Below are 20,162 nucleotides of genomic sequence, written 5' to 3' on the forward strand. Positions count from 1 at the left end.
GACATGCGTACGTGGGCGGGGCGAGCGGCAAGGGCCTTCGGCCCGCGCGCCCGCCTGCTGCTCGTCCTCGCGGTGCTGACCGGCCTCGTCGCCATGCACGGCCTCGGGCCGGCCCCGCTCGCGCCGGCCGCCCACGCCCCGGCCCACGGAGCCCACGGAGCCCTGGGGGCTGCCGGGGCTTCCGGGCACGACACCCCGGCGGCGGACCCGGCGGCCGACCCGTGCGCCTGCGTCCACGCCGATCCGCAGGGCGGCTCCGGCGGTCACACCGAGCACGCGGACGCCACCTGCGCCGCCCCCGGCACCAGCGGGCCGCCGGTCCTGTCCGAGCCCGCGAGGGCGCCGGGCACGGTCACCCCGGCCCCGGCGGGCCCGTACGGCGTCCTCACGGGCGCGACGGCCTGCGGGCGGGCGCCTCCCTCACTGAGCGAACTCCAACTCCTGCGCGTATAGGGCTGCTCCGGCATGCCCGGCCCCGGGCCGTGTCGTCCCGCGACGACCCCGTCGCCCATGACGACGCCCGTCGTCCCGACGACCCCCGGTGGCCGGCGCCGCCGCCCGCGAGCCCCCATCCCCCGCACGCCCTCGCGCGTGCCGCAGCACAGGAGCAGCGCCACCATGACCGTTCAGCGTTCCTTGGTCCGCCGTACCTCCACCGTCGTCGCGGCCTCGGCCGCGGCCCTCGTCCTCGCCGCCTGCGGCAGTGGCGAGGACGGCGGCGCGGCCCACGGCGGCCACGACTCCACCCCCACCGCCTCCGCGACGCACTCCGCGTCCGCGAAGCCCTCCGCCGACGCCGGCTCCGCCACCCGCAAGGGCGGGAACAACGCCGCCGACACGGCCTTCGCCCTCGGGATGATCCCCCACCACCGGCAGGCCCTGGAGATGGCCCGCCTCGCTCCGACCCGCGCCGGTTCGGCCGAGGTGAAGAAGCTCGCCGAAGAGATCGAGAAGGCCCAGGACCCCGAGATCGCGACCCTGTCGGGGTGGCTCGTCGCCTGGGGCGAGCCCGTGCCCGCCGAGGACGCCGGGCACGGCGGTCACGACATGGCCGGGATGATGACGGCCGAGGAGATGGCCGGCCTGACGAAGAGTTCCGGAGCCGCCTTCGACAAGGCGTTCCTGGAGCTGATGGTCAAGCACCACGAGGGCGCCGTGGCCATGGCCCGGACGGAACAGGCCGGCGGCGCGTACGGACCGGCCAAGGAGATGGCCGGGGCCATCGTCGCCTCCCAGAGCGCCGAGATCGCCCGGATGAAGGCGCTCCTCGGCACCGGCTGACCGGCTCGGGCGACGGCGGGCGCGGCCGGTCCACGGGCCGGCCGCGCCCCCCGTTCCCACGGCCGTCGCCGTAGCCCCCGGACGATCAACCGGAGCGCCCGAGGTCGTCGCGCGGGAGGACGGCCTACGGGTTCGGGCAGGTGGGACCGCAGCCGTCCGGAGCTCCGCAGCCCTCCTTGCGGAGGGTCGCCCGGTCCTCGTCGGCCGCCTCCGGCCAGTCCTCCCGCAGCTTCTCCTCCGGCGGGAGCGGCAGCGCCAGGGCGGCGGCGAGCACGTGCATGCCGAAGAGCGGCGGCACGGCGTTGCCGACCTGCTGCGACTTGTCGCCGCCCGACCAGGGGTAGTTCGGCGGGAAGGTCTGGAGGATGCCGGCCTCGGCGATGCGCAGCCGGTCCGGCGCGTGCGGGGTGCCGTCCGGGTGGCGCACGGCGTTGCGGGAGACCTTCCCCGTCACGGTGAACGAGGGCTGCCGGTCGGTGCGGATGCCGCGCTTCTTCGGGTCTCCGCCGCTGCCGTAGTTGGACACGACCTCGAAGGGCGGCCTGCGGCCCGCGGCGCTCCCCTTGCCCGGCCCCAGGACCTCCCCCATCGGCACCCAGGGGCGCAGCGGGTTCCCGGCTCCCGCGATCGCCGCCGCCGACGGTTCGCCCGGGAGGGGGCCCGCAGTCGTCACGTCGTCGGGGCCACCGCGCTGCGGCTTCTGCGGGTTGTAGGTGTGGTGGGTGGCCCCGGGCAGCGGAGGGGTCCCGTGCCGTTCGAGCCGGGCGATCAGAATGGTGCGGCGGCGGGTCTGCGGAACGCCGTACGCCTCGGTGCGCAGGGTCTCGACCTCGGCGACCTCGTAGAGGACCTTCGTCCCGTCCGGGTGGGGCAGGCCCGTTTCCAGGGCTTCCCGGTAAACCTGCCACAGGGCTTCGACCGCCGGGACCTGCTCCAGGACGATCACGTCGAACGGTCGCCCCGCCCGGTTCGGGGAACCGAGGGCAGCGATCGCGTACCGGAGGGGCTCCAGGACCAGCGCGGTCCTCGGGTCGTCGCCCAGCTCCGTCAGCCGGCCGTCGATCTCCTCCTCGGGAACGCCCCGCACCAGCGCGTGAATGACCTGCTTGACCTCGTCCAGCGCCTTGCGACCCGCGCCGCTGCCGGCCACCGAGTAGGTCTGGCACGGCGGCCCGCCGGCCAGCACGTTCAGCCCTGCGGGGAGGTCCTCGAACCGCTCCCGACGCACCGCGCCGACGTCCGCGTGCCAGGTCCGGAGCCCGGCGCGGTACCGCGTCTCGCAGGCGTCCTTGTCCCACTCGATCCCGAGCGAGGGCACGTCCAGCAGGTGCGCGGCCACGTCGAGGCCACCCGGACCGGCGAAAAGGTCCAAAATGTACGGATTCTCAAGGAATCCGGTGACTGCGTCCGTGCTGGTCATGTGGCGAAAGCTTAGCCTGCGGCCACCCGTGCGACCGACGTGATCCGCCGGACCACCGAACCACCCACGACGGCGACTTGGGAGCGGATCGCTCCCCCGCGCACACCGGTCGACCCGCCGGTCCCGGAAATGCGTCAGGACCATCGCGAGATGGCCCTGAGCTTCAACATGTCCGACATCACTGTCGGGACGACAGGATTTGAACCTGCGACCCCTTGACCCCCAGTCAAGTGCGCTACCAAGCTGCGCCACGTCCCGATGCCCGTTGACCTGGGGGTTTCCCCGGGTTGAACTGGCAGGAGAACAATACCGCACTTCTCGGGGTGCTCGCGCGCACCTTGTCCGACGGCGCCGGATCCGACGGATCGAACCGGGCGGGCTTGACCTCAACCATAGTTGAGGTAAGAGGCTTCCTGCATGACACGGGCAACCGCGGACACGGGGTTCCGCCACGAAGACCTGGGCGCGCTCATCGCCCTCATGACGGGGGCCGAGAAGCACGGCCCCGCCGCCACCTCCACGCTCGACGTGTTGTGGGTGCTCTACGACCGGGTGCTGCGCGTCCGACCCGACCGGGCCGAGGAGCCGGGGCGGGACCGGTTCCTGCTCTCCAAGGGGCACGGACCGATGGCCTACTACGCCGTGCTCGCCGCCAAGGGGTTCTTCCCCGTCGAGTGGCTGAGCGGCTTCGGGTCGTACGACTCGCCGCTGGGACACCACCCGGACCGCACCCTGGTACCCGGTGTGGAGATCGGCAGCGGATCACTGGGGCACGGGCTGCCGCTGGCCGTGGGCAGCGCGCTCGGCCTGCGGGCGCAGGGGCTGGACGACCCGGCGGTGTGGGTGTTGATCGGGGACGCCGAGCTCGACGAGGGCAGCAACCACGAGGCCCTCGCGTACGCCGGCTCGGCCGGGCTGGAGCGGCTGCACACGGTGGTGATCGACAACGACTCGGCGACCCACGGCTGGCGCGGCGGGATCGCCTCCCGCTTCGAGGCGGCGGGCTGGTCCGCGGTGACCGTCGACGGACGCGACCACGCGGCGCTGCACGCCGCCTTCACCGCACCGCACCCGGGCCGGCCGCACGCGGTCGTCGCCCGCGTCGAGAAGAAGTTCTGAGGGAGGGGACGTCATGGACACCATGCGGGAACGGTTCATCTCGGTCACGTCGAAGCTGCTGGAGGAGGACCCCCGGCTCGCGCTCGTGCTCGCCGAGATCAGCATGGACGGGTTCCGGCCGGCGCAGCGGCGCCACCCCGACCGGGTGATCAACGTCGGGATCCGGGAGCAGTTGTTGATCGGGGTGGGCGGCGGGCTGGCCCTGACGGGGCTGCGGCCGGTCGTGCACACCTTCGCCAGTTTCCTCGTGGAGCGGCCCTTCGAGCAGGTCAAGCTGGACTTCGGGCACCAGGGCACGGGCGGCGTCCTCGTCAGCTCCTCCGGCAGCTACGACTGGCCGGCCGGCGGGTTCACCCACATGGCGCCGGGGGACGTGGCCCTGTTGGACACCCTCGACGGCTGGACCGTGCACGTGCCCGGTCATCCGGACGAGGCCGAGGCGTTGCTGCGGCACGCGAGCGCCGCCGGGGACGACAAGGTGTACGTCCGGCTGTCCCAGCAGTCGAACAAGGTCCCGCGCAGGCCGGCCGGCCTGCGCTTCGCGACCGTGCGCGAGGGGCGGTCCGGGGTCGTCGTCGCCGTCGGGCCGCTCCTGGACAACGTCCTCGCCGCGACCGAGGGGCTCGACGTCACCGTGCTGTACGCCGCCACGGTCCGGCCGTTCGACGACGCGGCCCTGCGCGCCGCCGTCGGGCGTGCCGGGTCGGACGTGGTCCTCGTCGAGCCGTACCTGGCGGGCACCTCGGCGACGGCGGCCGGGGCCGCCCTCATCGACGTCCCGCACCGCGTCCTGCCCCTCGGGGTCGGGCGCGCCGAGCTCCGTCGGTACGGGACGATGGACGAGCACGTCGCCGCGCACGGACTCGACGCCGGCTCGCTGCGGCAGCGGATCACCGGCTTCCTCCGCTGAGCACCGGGAGCGGGCGCCCGGGATGGGCGTCCGGTCAGCCGCCGCCCAGTTCGGGGTGGGCGGCGGCGAGTCCCTTCGGGGCCGCCTGCCGCCAGGAGTCGACCAGGATCCGGCGCAGCTCCCCGGCGTCCGCCACGGCGGCGAGCCGGACCCGCAGCCAGGCGTAGTGGTCGTCGTGGCCCTCGCGCAGGAAGAACTTCTCCGGCTCGGCGGCGATGAGCTCGGCCCGGTCCTGCTGGGGGCACTTCACCCCGATCGAGGTGTCGTCGTCCGCGAGGGAGACGAAGATCTTCCCGCCCACCCGGAAGGTCGGCATGCCCCAGGCGAGCTTCTCGCTGCTGTCGGGCAGCGACAGCGCGATCGTCCTGACGTCCTGCGCGGTCGTGGCCATGACGGCGCCCCTTTCCTTCGGGTGTACCGGGTTCGCTCCCCGTGCCAAGGGGCCGGTGACGGTCCTCGTTCCCCACCATCCGCGTCGGCGCGCGTCACGCCCGACGGTCCTCCCGGGCGTGCAGCACGTCCAGCAGTTCCGCGGCCAGGGCCTTCACCGTGGCCAGGCCCTGGGTGCCCCACCGGCGCGGCACCCGGTCCACCGCGCAGACCGTTCCCAGCACGATGCCCTGCCGGTCCGTGAGGGGCGCGCCGACGTAGGACCGCACCCCGCTCCCGTCCACCACGGCGTTGCCCGCGAAGCGGGCGAAGTCCCGTACGTCCTCCAGGACCAGCGCCCTGCGCCGCACCACCACGTGCGGGCAGTAGCCGTGGTCCCGGGCGAGCACCCGCGCCGGGTAGCCGTCGCCTGCGGCGTCCGGGTCGTGGTGGAGTCCGGCGAAGAACTGGCGTTCCTCTCCTACGAAGTTGACCCCGGCGTGCGGGGTCTCCAGGGTCTGCGCGACGTGTCGGGCGAAGGCGTCGAGCTCCGGGTCGGCCCGCTCCCCCCAACCCATCTCCCGCAGCCTGACGGCGCGCGCGGGTGCCTCCCGGTCCACCGGGGTGAGCAGCAGGTGGCCGGTCGATTCGTGGTACGTCATGGCGGTTCCCCCCGAGTGCGGTCACGTGGTCGGCGGGGCCGGCGCGGGTTCCCGGCCGACCGTCCTCGCCGTGGTCAGCAGGTGGTGGACGAGCGCGGCCAGTACCGCGGTCGCCGAGCCGGTCAGTCGCGCGTCGCACCGGACGACCGGCACCTCCGGCGCGAGCCCCAGCGCGTCGCGGACCTCCGCCACCGGGTAGGGACGGGTCCCGTCGAACTCGTTGACGGCGACGACGAAGCGGATGCCGCGCTTCTCGAAGAAGTCCACGGCGGGGAAGCAGTCCGCGAGCCGGCGGGTGTCGGCGATCACCACCGCCCCCAGGGCTCCCGCGCACAACTCCTCCCAGAGGAACCAGAACCGTTGCTGGCCGGGCGTGCCGAAGAGGTAGAGGACGGGGCCGTCGTCCAGGGTGATCCGTCCGAAGTCGAGGGCGACCGTCGTCGACTCCTTCGTCGCGGTTCCCGCCGCCGTCGCGGCCGGGTCGGCCGCCTCGTCGAGCCCGCTCAGCAGTTCCTCCGTACGCAGCGGTTCGATCTCGCTGACCGCGCCCACGAAGGTGGTCTTGCCCGCGCCGAACCCGCCGGCGACCAGGATCTTCAGGGTCGCCGGTCGGGCTCCGTCCCGGTGGTCAGAGGCGTCGGCGCAGGCCATCGAGCACCGCCCTCAGCAGGGTCCGGTCGTCGGCCGCCCACACGGGGTCCGCGCCCGGGAAGCGCGGCGCCCGCGTGCTTACGGCCCCCTGTTCCACCAGGTCGGCCAGCAGCACCTTCACCACCACGGCCGGCAGCCGCAGTATCCCGGCCACCTCGGCGACCGTCACCGCCGCCGCGCAGATCCGCAGGGCGAGGGCGTGCTCGGGACCCAGCGACGCCCTCGGCCGTACCCCGGTCGCGGTGACCAGCGACAGCAGGTCGAGCGGCACGGCGGGCCGGGTACGGCCCCCGCTCGCCGTGTACGGGCGCGTCACCCGGCCCGCGGAATCGTCCAGCCAGGGGGTGTCCCGGGGTGTTCCCCCCGCGTACGCGGCCCTCATCGCTCCGGCTCGGCGACGGGCCGGCGCGGCGGGGCGTCCAGGTACGGTCGTACGCTCTTGACCAGCATCGCCATCTCGTAGCCGAGGACGCCCGCGTCGGCCTCGCGGTCCGCGAGGACGGCCAGGCAGGTGCCGGATCCGGCCGCCGAGACGAAGAGCAGGGCGGAGTCGAGTTCGACCACCACCTGACGGACCTCCGCCCCCTCCGCGAAGCGGGATCCGGCGCTGCGGCCCAGCGAGTACAGGCCGGAGGCCAGCGCGGCCATCTGATCGGCGCTGTCGGCGTCGAAGCCGTGCGCGCAGGTGGCGAGCCCGTCCGCGGTGAGCAGGACCGCGCTGCGGGTGTACGGGACCCGTTGCACGAGGCCGCCGAGCAGCCAGTCGAGGTCCGAGAGGCTGCTGCTGGTCTTCATCGCCGGTTCGCCGCCCATGGGGGTGCGCTCCTCGCTGTGGTGGGGGGTCCGGGACGGGGCGGGGCTCATGCCTGCCGCTCCGCCGGCTCCGACTGGGCGAGGCCGAAGCCCCGTTGGAAGGCGGCCATCAGGCCCGGATCGTGCAGGGGCTGCTCCGTCGGCGCCGGCCGGGGGGCAGGGGCTTCGCGCAGCTCGGGTACCAGGTGCTGCTGGGCGCGGCGCCGGGGCAGGGACGGCCGGTCCGTCCCCGCGCGGGCGGCGGGCACGAGGGGCTCGGCCACGGGCTCCGCGAACTCGGGGGCCGCGCCGCGATCGGCGCGGTACCGGGGATCCGGTACGTGGCCCGGCCCCTCCGCCGGCACCCGTCGCGGGGGCGTCCGGGTCCGGGTCCGCTCGGCTTCGTCCGGTGCGCGCTCCGGCTGCCAGGGGTCGGGCACGGTGACCCGTACGGGTTCCAGGGGCGGGACGCCGCTCGCGCCGGTGCCCCACGAGCCGGCCCGCGAGCCGGCCCCGAGGTCGGCGGCGCTCGGCGCCTGCGCGCCCAGCAGGCCCTGGGGCAGGACGAGCACGGCGAGCACGCCGCCGTAGATGTTGGACTTGAGCTCCACGGCGATCCCGTGCCGCCGGGCCAGCGCCGAGACCACGAACAGGCCGATCCGTCCGTCGGCCAGCAGGTGTTGGACGCTGATCTGATCGGGGTCGCCCAGCAGGGCGTTCATCCGGTGCTGTTCCTCGGGGGGCATGCCCAGTCCGCGGTCCTCGACCTCGACCGCGATCCCGGAGGTGACCCGCTCGGCCCGGACGACCACGTCGGTGTCGGGCGGGGAGAACACCGTGGCGTTCTCGACGAGTTCGGCCAGCAGGTGGACCACGTCGGCGACGGCGTGGCCGCGCACGGTGCCGCCCGCCGGGGGCACCACCTTGACCCGGGTGTACTGCTCGACCTCCGCGACGGAGGAGCGCAGCACCTCGCTCAGGTCGATCGGCCGGGTCCATTGGCGCCGGGAGGCGGCCCCGCCGAGTACGGCGAGGTTTTCGGCGTGCCGGCGGATCCGGGTGGCGAGGTGGTCGACGTGGAAGAGCTCCCGCAGCAGGTCCGGGTCCTCGACGGTGTCCTCCAGGCCGTCGAGCAGGGAGATCTCGCGGTGCACCAGCGACTGGAGCCGTCGCGCGAGGTTGACGAAGACCTCGACCTTGCGGTCGCTGTCGGTCGGCGCGGGCGGGGTGGCGAGCCGTACGAGGGTGGTGCGGGCCTGCTCCCGGGCGCCGCGCAGCTCCTGGGCGAGGAGCCAGAACTCGTCGACGCCGGCGGGATCGGGGGCCGCGGGCGGTCCGCTCGGGCCGCCGCGCACGGGGCGGGGCGGGGTCTCCCCCCGTTCCAGGCGCTCGGCGTCCGCCCGCAGTTCCTGGCGGCCGCGCACGCTGGAGCGCCGCAGTGCCTCGCAGCGGTCCCGTACGGCCTTCGCGGCGCGCTGGGCCCCGAGCAGGGCGGCGGCCAGGGCTCCGACGGCGAGCAGGGCGCAGCCCGCCAGCACCGGCCACAGCCGGGGGTCCCGTTCGCCGGCGCCACCACCGAGCTGGAGGGTGAACAGCACGGCCGCGGCGCCGCTGAGCGCGGCGGCGAGGGTGGGCAGCACGGCGGCGCGGATCAGCTGGGGGCGGGTCTGCCGGCGGGGACCGGTGGCGGCGTGTCTCGACGGGGAGTGGCGGGCGGCGCGGAGTCCGGACATCGGCGTCCTCGGTACGTGGGGCCCGGCCCCCAGTCGGTTCCCGGGGCCGGTGTTGATCACCGGATACCCACGCTAGACCGCACGCTCCCACCCGGGACGCCGAGTTGGGCAACTTCACCGGGGTGCTTCCCGCTTCCGGTGGAGCGCTCGCACGACAGCCCGAATGCGCGGTGGCGCGTACTCGGGTGCACCCGAGGGGCGTGCGCGGGCCGTCGGCGTCAGGCCGTGTCGGCGAACGGGCTGGTGTCGAGGTGGGCCAGCAGGTCGGCGGGGTCGCGGTAGACGGCGTGGGCGCCCGCATCCTCCAGGTCGGCGCGCGGGATGCCGCCGCACAGCAGGCCCACGCAGGTGACGCCGGCCCGCGTACCGGCCTTCATGTCCCAGACGGTGTCCCCGACGAACACGGAGCCCTGGGCGGGCGCCCCGACGAGGGAGAGGGCGTGTCGGACCGGTTCGGGTGCGGGTTTGCCCTCGCTCACGTCGTCGGAGCTCGCGGTCGCGGAGATGGCGTCGTCGGCGGCCAGGGCCCGCCGGAGCGCGTCCAGTTCGTTGTCCTTCGCGGAGGTGACGAGCACGACCCCGCGGCCCCGCCGGTCCAGTTCGCGCAGCAGCTCCGCGGCCGAGTCGAAGGCGGGCAGCCGGTCGAAGTACGTGGCGTACAGGGTGGCGTGAGCGGCGCTGAGCGCTTCGTCCCGCGACGGGTCGCGTCCCTCGCCCAGCAGGCGGGCGAGCAGGTCCTCACCCGGCAGCCCGACGGCCCGGTGGATGGCGTGCGTCGGCACGTCGTGGCCCGCCTGCCGCAGGGCCTCCCACCAGCAGACGACGTGCAGGTGATTGGTGTCGACGAGGGTTCCGTCGACATCGAACAGGGCAGCCCGGTTCATGCCCACCTCCTGAGGACGGACGCGGGGGCGCCCGTCGGGGACGGATGCGGGGCGCGCCCGTCGGGGCCGCCCGTGGGGCGCCTACCCACCGTCCCCCTCAGCACTCCCGCCGCAGTCCTCGGTGATTCCCGGATCGACGCGGCGGACGTGGTGAAAGTGCTGTCGCGCGCCGGACGGCAGAGCCGGATCCTGGCGACCCGACGCGACTGGCGCGCCGAGCAGGTGTTCACCAGGGACGCGCCGGCCGCGGGGGGACCGGCACGCCGTCCCGAACCCCCGCACGTAGCCGAGCCCCGGGACCGCCGGCTGCCCGAGCAGCCCGAGCAGCCCGGTCAGGCCTCCCCGACCAGGTCGAGCCCCGCGTCGGGTTCGACCGTCCCGCGCTCGCCGGGCCCGACCTGCTCTTCGCGGTAGTTCACCCAGCGCTCCCACGCGAATCCGGGGGCCGCGATGGGCCGCCACCACGGGTCGACGGGGACCTTGCCGGCGGGCTCGAAGGGCTCGCCCGGCTTGGGCACGGCCACGGCCTGCCCCACGTTGCGGGCGGCGATCATGGTGCGCTCGGCCGGGTCGGACCACGGGTGCGGGGCGAGGTTGAACGTGCCCCAGTGGATGGGCAGGAGCACACCGTGCGCGGCGCCGCCCTGGAGGTCGAGCTGGGCTCGGATGCCCTCGTCCGGGGTCATGTGGATGTCGGGCCACGGGCCGGGGTCCGGGGTGCGGTCCTCGTGGTCCTTCGGCCAGTACTCCGAGTAGGCGCCGATCTGGATCATCGTGGCGTCGAAGGGTCCGTGCGCGGCGCCGATGTCCTTGAAGCCCGGGAAATATCCCGTATCACCGCTGTGAAACACCCGGTGCTCCTCGCCGGCGACGACCCAGGAGGCCCACAGGGTGGTCTGCTGGTTGCGCAGGCCGCGCCCGCAGAAGTGCTGTGCCGGGGTGGCGGTGAGGGTCAGCCCGGCGACCTCGGTGGCCTCGTTCCAGTCGAGCTCCCGCAGCCGGCCGGCCGGTACGCCCCAGCGTTCCAGGTGCGCGCCGACGCCCAGCGGGACGGCGAAGACGGTGTTCGTGCCGGCCAGCGCCTTGATCGTGGGCAGGTCGAGGTGGTCGTAGTGGTCGTGGGAGATCACCACGACGTCGACCTCGCCCAGGGAGGCCAGCGGCACCGGGACCGGGTGCAGGCGCTTGGGCCCGGCGAAGGAGTAGGGAGAGCAGCGCTGTCCCCACACGGGGTCGAAGAGGACTCGGCGGCCGTCGATCTCCACGAGCACGCTGGAATGGCCCATCCAGGTCACCCGCAGGCCGCTGACCGGGGCCTTCGCCAGTTCGGCCAGGGTGGTCGGGTAGACCGGGATCGGCGCGGCGGGGCTGCGCCGGATCCGTTGTTCCTTGTGGAAGTAGACCCGGGCGAACTCGGCCATCGACCCGGAGGGCCTGGTCCTGCCCTTCACCGGGTTCTGGAAGGCGCCGTCGGCGAAGTTCGGCGAGCGTCGGATCCGCTCCAGCCGGGCGCCGGAGGAGTCCGCCCCGAAGGCTTCGGCGCGCAGGGCGCGCAGCCTGGGACGCAGGGGAAGGGAGCCGGTCAAGGCGCCTCCTCAAGAGGGTGCGGTTCGAGGTGGCACGGTAGTACATGCACGACCGTCCCAACGCGTACCGGCCCGTGAGGATTCCGCCCGGCGGGAACCCGCCGGGCGGAATCGAGGCGCGTCCGGTTCCCCGCGCGTCCTACAGGGGCAGCAGGTCGGGGCGCTTCGCCGCGACGTGGTCGCCGGAGGACTCGCCCCGCAGCCGGCGCCCGATCCACGGCACGAGGTGTTCGCGCGCCCACTGGATGTTGTCGCGGGTCACGTCCACCGAGCCGCGCGGCGGCGTCGGCGGCCACGGCTGGTCGGGGTCGGTCGGGATCCCGTAGCCCAGCACCTGTGCGGCGCGCAGCGCGACGCGGGTGTGACCCTCGGGCGAAAGGTGCAGTCGGTCTCCGTCCCAGGCCCGCCGGTCCTGCACCGAGCGCAGCGACCACAGGTCGAGCACCGGGCAGTCGTAGCGGTCGGCGATGGAGCGGACGTGCGCGCTGTACGTGGCGACCTTGCCCCTCAGGTGCCTCAGGACTGGCACGCCCCGCGTGTCGAAGCCGGTGGTGATCATGACGAGGCCGACGGCTTCGGTGAGGTCGGCGACGGCCGCCTCGAACCGCTCCGCCACGTCGTCCGGGTCGCTGCCGGGACGGATGATGTCGTTCCCGCCCGCGCAGAAGGTCACCAGGTCCGGTGCGAGGGCGCGGGCCCTCGGGACCTGGTCGGCCACGATCTGGTCGAGGAGCTTCCCCCGCACGGCCAGGTTCGCGTACCGGAAGTCGTGTTCTTCGCGCTGATCGGCGAGGAGCACGGCGAGGCGGTCCGCCCAGCCGAGATGGGAACCCCCGGGTCCCGGGTCTCCCACGCCTTCGGTGAAGCTGTCCCCGATCGCCGCGTACGAGCCGATGGTCTTGAGTGTCGTCGTCGTCGCTGCCACGAAACGACATCCTTCACCGTCGCAACCAACCTACGCCAACGTAATGAGGGGTTGACGGACCGTGATCTGTACCACGCGGGGGATAAGGAATAAGTACACGTGAGGCCGGGACCCCCCTCGGGTCCCGGCCTCACGCGCGCGTGTGTCCGACGGACGGTGCCGTCAGAGGCTGACGCCCTTGGAGCGGAGGTAGCCCAGCGGGTCGATGTCCGAGCCGTAGGACGGGCCCGTGCGGATCTCGAAGTGGAGGTGCGGACCGGTCACGTTGCCGGTGGCGCCGGACAGGCCGACGCGCTGGCCGCCGGTGACGCTCTGGCCGGCCGAGACGGACAGCGAGGAGAGGTGCGCGTACTGGGAGTACTTGCCGTCCGCGTGCTTGATGACGACCTCGTTGCCGTACGAGCCGCCCCAGCCGGCGGAGACGACGGTGCCCGCGCCGACGGCCTTGACGGTGGTGCCGGTGCCGGCCATGAAGTCCACGCCGGTGTGGTAACCGGAGGACCACATGCTGCCGCCCATGCGGTACGCGGTGGAGACGCCGCCCGCGACCGGGGCCACGAATCCGCCGGAGGCCGACGGGGTGGAGGGCGCCGCCTGACCCGACCCGGCGGGCTTCTGCGCGGGCGCGGCCTTCTTGGGCGCCGCCTTCGGGGCGGAGGAGCGCTCACCGGACGCCTCAGGGCGGCTGGAGGAGCGCTCGGAGCGGTTGCCGGAGCCCGACTCGGAGGCGGAGTCCGGGGTCGAGGCGGAGGGCGGCGACTGCTTCTTGGTCGGGGCCGGAGCGGCGGGTGCGGGGGCGGCCCCGGTCGAACCCGGAGCGCCGAGGGTGAGCTTGAGGCCCGGGTGGATCAGCGAGGGGTCGCTGCCGACGGCGTCGCGGTTGTCGGCGTAGAGCTGCTCCCAGCCGCCGGTGAGCCGGCGCTCGGCGGCGATCTTCGAGAGGTGGTCGCCGGCGACGACGGTGTAGACCGCGGCGGCAGCGGCGGTCGGCGTCGCGGTGGGCGTCACCGTGGCGGCCGCCTGGAGGGCCGCCGGGGCCTGCGGGGCCTGCGCGGGTGCGGTGGCCGGGGCGGCCGCGGGGGCTGCGTGGGCGCCGGTGGCACCGATCAGCGGCAGCGCGAGCGCGGCGCCGCCGGTGCCGGCCGCGGTGAGACCGCGGGATATGGAACGGGACTTCGGGCGGCGGTGCTTACCCTTACCGGGCATGGCGAATTCCTCTCCGTCGCCTGCGAGGTGAGCTGTCGGGTTCGGACTGGAGATGTCCGGCCGCGCACGTCGAGGACGCGTACGGCTTCACCCCGAGCCGGCCCGGAGAACGTTCCGGTCCGGCGGCCTACCTGGTTCCCCCGCTCCTGCCGCGCGCGTCGATAGTCGGGTGCGGTTCCCGGGCGGCGGCAGGATTAGGCTGTCCACCCGGATCGGTCGTGAAGGTAATCGAGCGGGTCCACGGGCAACAAGCCGCACATTCCCTGACGCAATCACAGGTATGAGGGTGTGAGGGAATTCCGGTCACCCTGTGTCCATTCCGCACCATCAACAACCGCCCTGGCGTGGGAATTCGGATTTCGCGATCGGGCACACACGGTCACCGTATGATCTGGCTCACGGAGCCTGGCGCGATCTCGCCTCTCCCCGTGGCAAGTTGCTCCCAACCGGCGTAATTCGGACACCTCAGGACGATGCGGAGGACCACTCGTGACCCAGCAGATACCGCCACCCCTTCCGGCGATCCCCGAACCCGAACCGGAGCTGACGGGAGTGCGCAATTTCCGTGACGTGGGCGGTCTGCCGACCGCCGACGGACGACGGGTCAGGTCGGGACGACTCTTCCGAAGCGGACATCTGGCGCATGCCACCGAAACAGGAACACAGTTCCTCTCCTCGCTCGGTCTGCACACGGTGTTCGACTTCCGCAACCGCGCCGACCACGCCGTGGAAGGGCCGGACGTGGAACTGCCGGGCGTGCGCTACGTGAACATCCCGCTGTCCGACCCGGCCGCCGGGAAGGAGTTCTGGACGATGGTCCGCGAGGGCGACCTGGCCCAGCTGCGCACCCTCCTCGGGGAGGGCCGGGCGGCCGAGCGCATGACCACCTCGTACCGCACGATGATCCGCACCCGGACCGCCGAACACAGCCGGGTCGTGCACGCGCTGGCCGAGGACAGCGTGCCGGCACTGATGCACTGCGCGGCGGGCAAGGACCGGGCCGGTCTGTCGATCGCCGTCACGCTGCTCGCGCTCGGCGTCGAACGGGACGTGATCGCGGCGGACTACCTGGAGTCGAACGCCCCGCACCGCCGCTACCGGATGCGGCGCGGCGCGGACGCGGTCGAGTCCCGCCCGGCCGAGGTGTCGGAGCTGCTGGCCCCGCTCTTCGACGCGCGCGCCGAGTACCTGCGGGCGGCGTACGAGACGATCGACGAGGAGTGGGGCGGGGTGGACCGCTACCTCGCCGAAGGCCTCGGGCTCGCGCCCGAGACCCTGGTCCGGCTACGGGAGAGACTGCTGGAACCGTAGGAGCCGGGCCTCCCCCGGCCGGCAGGCCGTCAGCGGTTGCCGACGGCCTGCTTCACCAGCGTCCGGCCGAAGTCCCACATCAACGAGCCACCGCTGTGCGCTTCGTCCATGACCTCCCGGAAGGCGCCGACGAACCGGTCCACGTCGTGTTCGTCCACGATCAGCGGCGGGATCAGCTTGATGACCTCCAGGTGGTCCCCGGACACCTGGGTGAGGATCCGGTGCTTGCGCAGCAGCGGCACCACGACCATCTGGGCGAACAGCCCCTTGCGGGCGGCCTGGAGCATCGCCCAGCGGCTGCGCAGGCCCAGCGAGGACGGCCGGCCGAACTCGATGCCGATCATCAGCCCGCGCCCCCGCACCTCGTGCAGCAGCTCGTACTCGTCCACGAGCGCGGCGAGTCGGCCGCGCAGCAGGTCGCCCACGGCGCGGGCGTTGGCCGTGACCTCCTCGTCCTCCATGACGCTCAGCACCGCCAGGCCGGCGGCCATCGCCTGCGCGTTGGAACCGAAGCTCGCCGAGTGGACCAGCACCCGGTCCATGGACGAGTACACGCGCTGGAAGATCCAGTCCTTGCCCAGGGTCGCGCCGACCGGCACGTAGCCGCCCGACAGGGCCTTGGCCACGCACACCAGGTCCGGCTCGACGCCGGGTTCGTGCTGGTACGCGTAGAAATCGCCGGTGCGTCCGAGGCCGGTCTGCACCTCGTCGGCGATCAACAGGGCCTTGTGCCGGTGCAGGAGCTCCTGGGCCGCGCGCAGGAATCCGGGGGGCGCGGCGAGCACCCCCTTGCCCTGGATCGGCTCCACGATCAGGGCGGCGACGTCGCCCCGGCGCAGTTCGCGTTCCAGGGCGTCCAGGTCACCGAGGGCGATCCGGGTGTCGGGGAGCAGCGGCGCGAAGCCGTCCCGGAAGCCGGCTTCACCGTTGACCGACAGCGAGCCGGTGGTGAGTCCGTGAAAGGCGTGGTCGCAGTAGAGGATCCTGGGCCGGCCGGTGGCGTAGCGGGCGAACTTCAGGGCCGTCTCGACCGCCTCGGTGCCGCTGTTGCCGAAGAAGACCCGGTCCAGGTGGGGGCTGTACGAGAGCAGCTTCTCGGCGAGCAGTCCCGGCAGCGGCTGGCAGTCGAAGCGGGTCAGGTCGGCGAGCTGGGCGTCCAGGACGTCGTGCAGCGCCTTGCGGACGACGGGGTGGTGTCGGCCCAGGGCCATCACCCCGAAGCCGGCGAGCATGTCGAGGTGGTCGTTGCCCTCGGCGTCCCAGAAGTGGGCGCCCTCGGCGCGTACGTAGACCTTGTCGAAGCCGATGGTGTGGAGCATGCGGGGCAGCTGGTGGTTGAGGTGGCGGGAGTGGAGCTCGTAGCGCTCGTCCCCGCGCTCGGCGAGCAGGGCGGCGAGGTCGAAGCCTTTGCCGCCCTCCTGGCCGGCGGTCATGCCGAGCCGGCCCGGTTGCTGCCGATGGTCTCCCGGGCCGCTCGCAGGGATTCCTTGAGGGAGCCCATGGTGGCGAGGACGGCGGTGGGTTCGTATCCGCAGTGCGCCATGCAGTTGGCGCAGCGCGGGTCCTTGCCGCGGCCGTACTTGTTCCAGTCGGTGTCCTCGATGAGTTCGCGGTACGTGGGTACGTAGCCGTCGCTCATCAGGTAGCAGGGGCGCTGCCAGCCGAAGAGGGAGTAATTGGGAATGGCCCAGGCGGTGCAGGGGAAATCCGCCTTGCCTTCCAGGAAGTCGAGGAAGAGCGGGGAGTGGTTGAGCCGCCAGCGCCGCCGGTTCCCGCCCGCGAAGGCCTTCTTGAAGAGTTCGCGGGTCTGTTCGACGCCCAGGAAGTGTTCCTGGTCGGGGGCCTTTTCGTAGGCGTAGGCGGGCGAGATCATCATTTCGTCGACGCGGAGGTCGTCATTGAGGTAGTTGAGCACCTCGATGATGGTCTGCGGGGTGTCGGTGTTGAAGAAGGTGGAGTTCGTCGTCACCCGGAAACCGCGCCGCTTCGCCTCCTTGATGGCCGCGACGGCCTCGTCGAAGACGCCTTCCTTGGCCACCGATTCGTCGTGGCGTTCGCGCAACCCGTCGATGTGGACGGCGAAGGCGAAATAGGGGGACGGGGTGAATTTTTCGATCTTCTTGCGGAGCAGCATCGCGTTGGTGCAGAGGAAGACGTACTTCCGCTTCGCCACCAGCTGCCGGACGATCTCGTCGATCTGCGGGTGCATCAGGGGCTCACCGCCCGCGATGGACACCATCGGCGCACCGGACTCCAGCACGGCGCCGACGGCCTGGGCCACCGGCATGCGCTGCTTGAGGACCCCGGCCGGGTGCTGGATCTTTCCGCATCCCTCGCAGGCCAGGTTGCAGGCGTAGAGCGGTTCCAGTTCCACGATCAGCGGGAACTTCTCCCGCTTGCGGAGCTTCTGTTCGAGAAGATAGGTCCCGACCCTGATGGACTGGCGCAGTGGCATGGCCATCTGGCTCACCTCCTGGGGAGCAGCGAAGAACGGTGCCATTCATGGAACGCGGGCAGTAGGGCACGCAGTACACGGAACGCCGATATTCCACCGCGGACGGTGCCGATGCGGACGAGCTCGTGCTCAGGAGCGTCCACGATCACCCGGACGGCCGCAACGGGACGTTCCCCCTCCGACCGGTCGGGGGCGCCCCGGGTGGCGGTCCACAGGGTGGCCGCCGACTCCATGTCGACCGCCACGGCGCCGCCGGCGCGCAGCCGGGCCCGCTCCTGGCCGCGTACGACGTGGTCGGACCCGGTCAGCGCGCCGGTGTGCACGGTCCGGTCCGGGAGGGCCCGGGCCAGGGCCTCGACGAGCAGTCGGGTGCCGGTGCACGGGACGGTCCCGCGCGGGTCCCGGGTCTCGTCGGCGACGACCAGGTCGCCGGGGTGCATGCCGGGAACCAGCCCGGCGCAGAACCCGGTGGCCAGTACGGCGGCCCCCGCCATCCCCGGCCGCTCCAGCGCACGGGCGAGGGCCCGTTCGGCGGCGCGCGGCCCCATGCCCGTACGCAGCACCGTGCTCGGCCCGCCGGCCGGCCGGCCGGCGCTGCGCAGCGCCATCCGCTCGATGCGCAGCGCGCAGGCGATCAGCAGCGGCGGGGGCGGGGGCTGCGCCCGGGGGCCGGTCATCAGGAGTCCTCGGCGAGGGCCGGGGCGGCGGTGGGTCGGCGTCCGTCGGGCCCGAAGGGTTCCCCGTGGAGGTAGCGGCCGAGGGCGGTCAGGGGGAACACCTGTCGGTACAGGTGGTAGTTGATGGAGAAGTCCCAGGGGAAGCCGGTGCCCGTGAAGTACGGCTCGTCCCAGGTGCCGTCGGGGCGCTGGGTGTCGACGAGGTGGGCGAGGCCGCGTTCGACGGCCTTGCCGTCGCGTTCCCCCGCCGACAGCAGGGCCATCAGCGCCCAGGCGGTCTGCGAGGGGGTGGACGCCCCCTTCCCCGCCCAGGAGCGGTCCTGGTAGGAACGCTGGTCCTCGCCCCAGCCGCCGTCCTCGTTCTGTACGGACTCCAGCCAGCGCACGGCCCGTCGGACGGCGGGGTGGGAGGGGGCGATGCCGGCGGCGGTGAGGGCGGGCAGGACCGAACCGGTGCCGTAGACGTAGTTGGTGCCCCAGCGGCCGAACCAGCCGCCGTCCGGCTCCTGTTCGGCGAGCAGCCAGGCGATGCCGCGCCGGGTGCGGGGGTCGCCGGCCCGGCCCTCGACGGCCAGCATCTCCACCACGTGGGCGGTGACGTCGGCGGACGGCGGGTCGATGACTTCGCCGAAGTCGCAGAACGGCAGCCGGTTGGGGAGGGTGCGGGTGTTGTCGGCGTCGAAGGCGCCCCAGGCCCCGTTCCTCGACTGCATGCCGAGGTTCCAGGACACCCCGCGGGCGATGGCGGCCTCGACCTTCATCGGGTCGGGGTGGTCGATCCGGCGCAGCGCGAGGACCACCTCGGCGGTGTCGTCGATGTCGGGGTAGTTGTCGTTGTGGAACTCGAACGCCCAACCGCCGGGGGCCAGTCCGGGCCTGCGGACGGCCCAGTCGCCGGGGCGCCGGATCTCCTCGCCGACCATCCAGTCCGCGGCCTTGACGAGCGCCGGGTGGTCCGGGGGGACGCCCGCGTCGGCGAGGGCGATGGCGGCCAGGCAGGTGTCCCAGACCGGGGACTGGCAGGCCTCGATCATGCGGGCGCCGTCCTCGCGCCATACGGCGAACCGGTCGAGCGACTCCAGGCCGGCCCGCATCACCGGGTGGCCGAGGTCGTAGCCGAGCAGGTGCAGGGCGATGACGGAGTACACGGCGGGCGGTTGGATCCCGCCCCAGCAGCCGTCGTTCTCCTGCCGTTCGACGATCCACCGGCCGGCGCTGGCCATCGCGGCCCCGCGCACGGCCCTCGGGGCGAACCGGCGGTAGACGTGGAGGGCCTTGTCCATCCGCTGGAAGATCCCGTCCCAGCTGGTCAGCGGGGCCGTGGGGGCGGTGGGGCAGGGGTTGCGGGCGTCGGCGTGGAGTTCGTCCAGGACGAAGGGGGCCGGGCGGACGGGACGCAGCGCCGAGACCACGGTGAGCGGGACGATGGTCTGGCGGGCCCAGCAGCCGAAGTCGTAGATGTTGAGCGGCACCCAGGAGGGCAGGAACAGCAGTTCGGGCGGGAGTTCGGGCAGGTTCTCCCATTGCCACCAGCCGAAGAGCGCCAGCCAGATCCGGGTGAAGACCCGGGCGGCGGCGATCCCGCCGTGGGCGCGGATCCAGGCCGAGGCGCGCGACATGTGGGGGGCGTCGGGCGCGTCCCCGGCGAGGCGCAGGGCGACGTACGCCTCGATGGTGGCGGAGAGTTCGGGGGGGCCGCCGTGGAACGTGGCCCAGGTGCCGTCGTCCCGCTGCTCGCCGCGGATGAAGAGGGCCGCCGCCCGGGTGGTGGCCTCGTCCCGGATGCCGAGGAACTGCCGCAGCAGCAGGTCCTCGGCGTCCATGGTGACGTTGGTCTCCAGGTCGCCCTTCCACCAGCCCGCCGGGTCCTGACGTTCCAGCAGGTTGCGGGTGGCCCGGTCGGTGGCGTCCCGGACCCCGCGCAGGAGTTCGGGAGTGCGGTGGTCCGGCGGTGCGCCGGGCCCGGCCGGCCCGGCCGCGCTCCGCGCGGGGTCGGCCGGGGCCCCGGCTCCATCGTTTCGCGGATCAGCGCCGCCGGCCATCGCGCCGCCGCCGTCGGTCGTCGCTGTCATGGCTTCCCCTCCGTGCAGTCTGCAGTGTCCTCTGCTGTGCTGGGGTTTGCCGTCGACCGATGTGCGCGCAGCAGGTGCGGCGCCGGCCGGCGACTAGCGCGATATCCGC

The 20,162-nt window shown here is 73.3% G+C and carries 20 protein-coding genes, 1 tRNA gene and 1 riboswitch; of the genes, 5 read left to right on the top strand and 16 right to left on the bottom strand.

Annotation, left to right across the window (positions count from 1 at the left end):
- Nucleotides 1-3 precede the first annotated feature (3 nt).
- On the top strand, nt 4-453 hold the full coding sequence (locus tag ACZ4XJ_RS04830) for a DUF6153 family protein (RefSeq protein ID WP_468495323.1): 450 nt from the start codon (nt 4-6) through the stop codon (nt 451-453).
- A gap of 165 nt (nt 454-618) precedes the next feature.
- Complete coding sequence (locus tag ACZ4XJ_RS04835; RefSeq protein ID WP_468495324.1) at nt 619-1,281, top strand: DUF305 domain-containing protein; 663 nt, start codon at nt 619-621, stop codon at nt 1,279-1,281.
- A gap of 124 nt (nt 1,282-1,405) precedes the next feature.
- On the opposite strand, the gene ACZ4XJ_RS04840 is transcribed toward ACZ4XJ_RS04835, so the two are convergent.
- Both ACZ4XJ_RS04840 and ACZ4XJ_RS04845 read right to left on the bottom strand, forming a co-directional pair.
- Nucleotides 1,406-2,701 (bottom strand): DNA cytosine methyltransferase, encoded by a 1,296-nt coding sequence (locus tag ACZ4XJ_RS04840; protein WP_468495325.1) that lies wholly within the window; start codon nt 2,699-2,701, stop codon nt 1,406-1,408.
- Nucleotides 2,702-2,885: 184 nt separating this feature from the next.
- Nucleotides 2,886-2,959 (bottom strand) — tRNA-Pro (locus ACZ4XJ_RS04845).
- 159 nt (nt 2,960-3,118) lie between these two features.
- Here ACZ4XJ_RS04845 and ACZ4XJ_RS04850 point away from each other — a divergent pair.
- Both ACZ4XJ_RS04850 and ACZ4XJ_RS04855 read left to right on the top strand, forming a co-directional pair.
- Entirely contained in the window at nt 3,119-3,820 is a 702-nt protein-coding gene (locus tag ACZ4XJ_RS04850) for a transketolase (protein WP_362875722.1), read from the top strand.
- Between the two features lie 13 nt (nt 3,821-3,833).
- On the top strand, nt 3,834-4,730 hold the full coding sequence (locus tag ACZ4XJ_RS04855) for a transketolase family protein (protein WP_468495326.1): 897 nt from the start codon (nt 3,834-3,836) through the stop codon (nt 4,728-4,730).
- Between the two features lie 34 nt (nt 4,731-4,764).
- Here the strand turns inward: ACZ4XJ_RS04855 and ACZ4XJ_RS04860 are convergent, their stop codons facing one another.
- The 10 genes from ACZ4XJ_RS04860 to ACZ4XJ_RS04905 form a co-directional block, all read right to left on the bottom strand.
- On the bottom strand, nt 4,765-5,121 hold the full coding sequence (locus tag ACZ4XJ_RS04860; protein WP_362875720.1) for an MmcQ/YjbR family DNA-binding protein: 357 nt from the start codon (nt 5,119-5,121) through the stop codon (nt 4,765-4,767).
- A gap of 94 nt (nt 5,122-5,215) precedes the next feature.
- Nucleotides 5,216-5,761 (bottom strand): GAF domain-containing protein, encoded by a 546-nt coding sequence (locus ACZ4XJ_RS04865; protein WP_362875719.1) that lies wholly within the window; start codon nt 5,759-5,761, stop codon nt 5,216-5,218.
- 21 nt (nt 5,762-5,782) lie between these two features.
- Nucleotides 5,783-6,412 carry a GTP-binding protein gene (locus ACZ4XJ_RS04870; protein WP_468495327.1) on the bottom strand — a complete coding sequence of 210 codons (630 nt, stop codon included), beginning with the start codon at nt 6,410-6,412 and terminating at the stop codon, nt 5,783-5,785.
- Nucleotides 6,390-6,794 carry a DUF742 domain-containing protein gene (locus ACZ4XJ_RS04875; protein ID WP_468495328.1) on the bottom strand — a complete coding sequence of 135 codons (405 nt, stop codon included), beginning with the start codon at nt 6,792-6,794 and terminating at the stop codon, nt 6,390-6,392. Before ACZ4XJ_RS04875 ends, ACZ4XJ_RS04870 begins: the two co-directional genes overlap by 23 nt.
- Complete coding sequence (locus ACZ4XJ_RS04880) at nt 6,791-7,225, bottom strand: roadblock/LC7 domain-containing protein (RefSeq protein ID WP_362875838.1); 435 nt, start codon at nt 7,223-7,225, stop codon at nt 6,791-6,793. Before ACZ4XJ_RS04880 ends, ACZ4XJ_RS04875 begins: the two co-directional genes overlap by 4 nt.
- Before the next feature lie 47 nt (nt 7,226-7,272).
- Nucleotides 7,273-8,937, bottom strand: a complete 1,665-nt coding sequence (locus ACZ4XJ_RS04885) for a sensor histidine kinase (protein WP_362875716.1) — start codon at nt 8,935-8,937, stop codon at nt 7,273-7,275.
- A 218-nt stretch (nt 8,938-9,155) separates the two neighbouring features.
- The gene (locus ACZ4XJ_RS04890) at nt 9,156-9,821 is read right to left on the bottom strand and encodes an HAD family hydrolase (RefSeq protein WP_468495329.1); all 666 of its coding nucleotides are present in this window, start codon (nt 9,819-9,821) and stop codon (nt 9,156-9,158) included.
- A gap of 332 nt (nt 9,822-10,153) precedes the next feature.
- The gene (locus ACZ4XJ_RS04895) at nt 10,154-11,407 is read right to left on the bottom strand and encodes an MBL fold metallo-hydrolase (protein WP_468495330.1); all 1,254 of its coding nucleotides are present in this window, start codon (nt 11,405-11,407) and stop codon (nt 10,154-10,156) included.
- A 139-nt stretch (nt 11,408-11,546) separates the two neighbouring features.
- The gene (locus ACZ4XJ_RS04900) at nt 11,547-12,332 is read right to left on the bottom strand and encodes an SGNH/GDSL hydrolase family protein (protein ID WP_362875713.1); all 786 of its coding nucleotides are present in this window, start codon (nt 12,330-12,332) and stop codon (nt 11,547-11,549) included.
- 162 nt (nt 12,333-12,494) lie between these two features.
- On the bottom strand, nt 12,495-13,538 hold the full coding sequence (locus ACZ4XJ_RS04905; RefSeq protein WP_468495331.1) for a M23 family metallopeptidase: 1,044 nt from the start codon (nt 13,536-13,538) through the stop codon (nt 12,495-12,497).
- Nucleotides 13,539-13,542: 4 nt separating this feature from the next.
- Nucleotides 13,543-13,709, bottom strand: a riboswitch (cyclic di-AMP (ydaO/yuaA leader).
- 318 nt (nt 13,710-14,027) lie between these two features.
- On the opposite strand from ACZ4XJ_RS04905, the gene ACZ4XJ_RS04910 reads away from it, so the two are divergent.
- A complete protein-coding gene (locus tag ACZ4XJ_RS04910; protein WP_468495332.1) occupies nt 14,028-14,849 on the top strand; it encodes a tyrosine-protein phosphatase in 822 nt (273 codons plus the stop codon).
- 29 nt (nt 14,850-14,878) lie between these two features.
- Here the strand turns inward: ACZ4XJ_RS04910 and ACZ4XJ_RS04915 are convergent, their stop codons facing one another.
- Genes ACZ4XJ_RS04915 through shc form a run of 4 tightly spaced genes read right to left on the bottom strand, consistent with a single transcriptional unit; the run spans nt 14,879 to nt 20,053 of the window.
- On the bottom strand, nt 14,879-16,282 hold the full coding sequence (locus ACZ4XJ_RS04915) for an aspartate aminotransferase family protein (RefSeq protein WP_468495333.1): 1,404 nt from the start codon (nt 16,280-16,282) through the stop codon (nt 14,879-14,881).
- Nucleotides 16,279-17,310 carry an adenosyl-hopene transferase HpnH gene (gene hpnH, locus ACZ4XJ_RS04920; RefSeq protein WP_362875709.1) on the bottom strand — a complete coding sequence of 344 codons (1,032 nt, stop codon included), beginning with the start codon at nt 17,308-17,310 and terminating at the stop codon, nt 16,279-16,281. Before hpnH ends, ACZ4XJ_RS04915 begins: the two co-directional genes overlap by 4 nt.
- Nucleotides 17,311-17,315: 5 nt before the next feature.
- A complete protein-coding gene (locus ACZ4XJ_RS04925; protein WP_362875708.1) occupies nt 17,316-17,981 on the bottom strand; it encodes a phosphorylase family protein in 666 nt (221 codons plus the stop codon).
- Nucleotides 17,981-20,053, bottom strand: a complete 2,073-nt coding sequence (gene shc / locus ACZ4XJ_RS04930; protein ID WP_468495334.1) for a squalene--hopene cyclase — start codon at nt 20,051-20,053, stop codon at nt 17,981-17,983. Before shc ends, ACZ4XJ_RS04925 begins: the two co-directional genes overlap by 1 nt.
- Between the last annotated feature and the right edge of the window lie 109 nt (nt 20,054-20,162).

The organism is Streptomyces sp. NPDC029836 (genome assembly GCF_055574495.1).

Coding starts and splice junctions, on each gene's coding strand:
- ACZ4XJ_RS04915 (WP_468495333.1), bottom strand. CDS start 16,282: ATGACCGCCGGCCAGGAGGGCGGCAAAGGCTTCGACCTCGCCGCCCTG.
- ACZ4XJ_RS04830 (WP_468495323.1), top strand. CDS start 4: ATGCGTACGTGGGCGGGGCGAGCGGCAAGGGCCTTCGGCCCGCGCGCC.
- shc (WP_468495334.1), bottom strand. CDS start 20,053: ATGACAGCGACGACCGACGGCGGCGGCGCGATGGCCGGCGGCGCTGAT.
- ACZ4XJ_RS04855 (WP_468495326.1), top strand. CDS start 3,834: ATGGACACCATGCGGGAACGGTTCATCTCGGTCACGTCGAAGCTGCTG.
- ACZ4XJ_RS04870 (WP_468495327.1), bottom strand. CDS start 6,412: ATGGCCTGCGCCGACGCCTCTGACCACCGGGACGGAGCCCGACCGGCG.
- ACZ4XJ_RS04890 (WP_468495329.1), bottom strand. CDS start 9,821: ATGAACCGGGCTGCCCTGTTCGATGTCGACGGAACCCTCGTCGACACC.
- ACZ4XJ_RS04835 (WP_468495324.1), top strand. CDS start 619: ATGACCGTTCAGCGTTCCTTGGTCCGCCGTACCTCCACCGTCGTCGCG.
- ACZ4XJ_RS04875 (WP_468495328.1), bottom strand. CDS start 6,794: ATGAGGGCCGCGTACGCGGGGGGAACACCCCGGGACACCCCCTGGCTG.
- hpnH (WP_362875709.1), bottom strand. CDS start 17,310: ATGGCCATGCCACTGCGCCAGTCCATCAGGGTCGGGACCTATCTTCTC.
- ACZ4XJ_RS04860 (WP_362875720.1), bottom strand. CDS start 5,121: ATGGCCACGACCGCGCAGGACGTCAGGACGATCGCGCTGTCGCTGCCC.
- ACZ4XJ_RS04880 (WP_362875838.1), bottom strand. CDS start 7,225: ATGGGCGGCGAACCGGCGATGAAGACCAGCAGCAGCCTCTCGGACCTC.
- ACZ4XJ_RS04905 (WP_468495331.1), bottom strand. CDS start 13,538: ATGCCCGGTAAGGGTAAGCACCGCCGCCCGAAGTCCCGTTCCATATCC.
- ACZ4XJ_RS04865 (WP_362875719.1), bottom strand. CDS start 5,761: ATGACGTACCACGAATCGACCGGCCACCTGCTGCTCACCCCGGTGGAC.
- ACZ4XJ_RS04850 (WP_362875722.1), top strand. CDS start 3,119: ATGACACGGGCAACCGCGGACACGGGGTTCCGCCACGAAGACCTGGGC.
- ACZ4XJ_RS04885 (WP_362875716.1), bottom strand. CDS start 8,937: ATGTCCGGACTCCGCGCCGCCCGCCACTCCCCGTCGAGACACGCCGCC.
- ACZ4XJ_RS04840 (WP_468495325.1), bottom strand. CDS start 2,701: ATGACCAGCACGGACGCAGTCACCGGATTCCTTGAGAATCCGTACATT.
- ACZ4XJ_RS04925 (WP_362875708.1), bottom strand. CDS start 17,981: ATGACCGGCCCCCGGGCGCAGCCCCCGCCCCCGCCGCTGCTGATCGCC.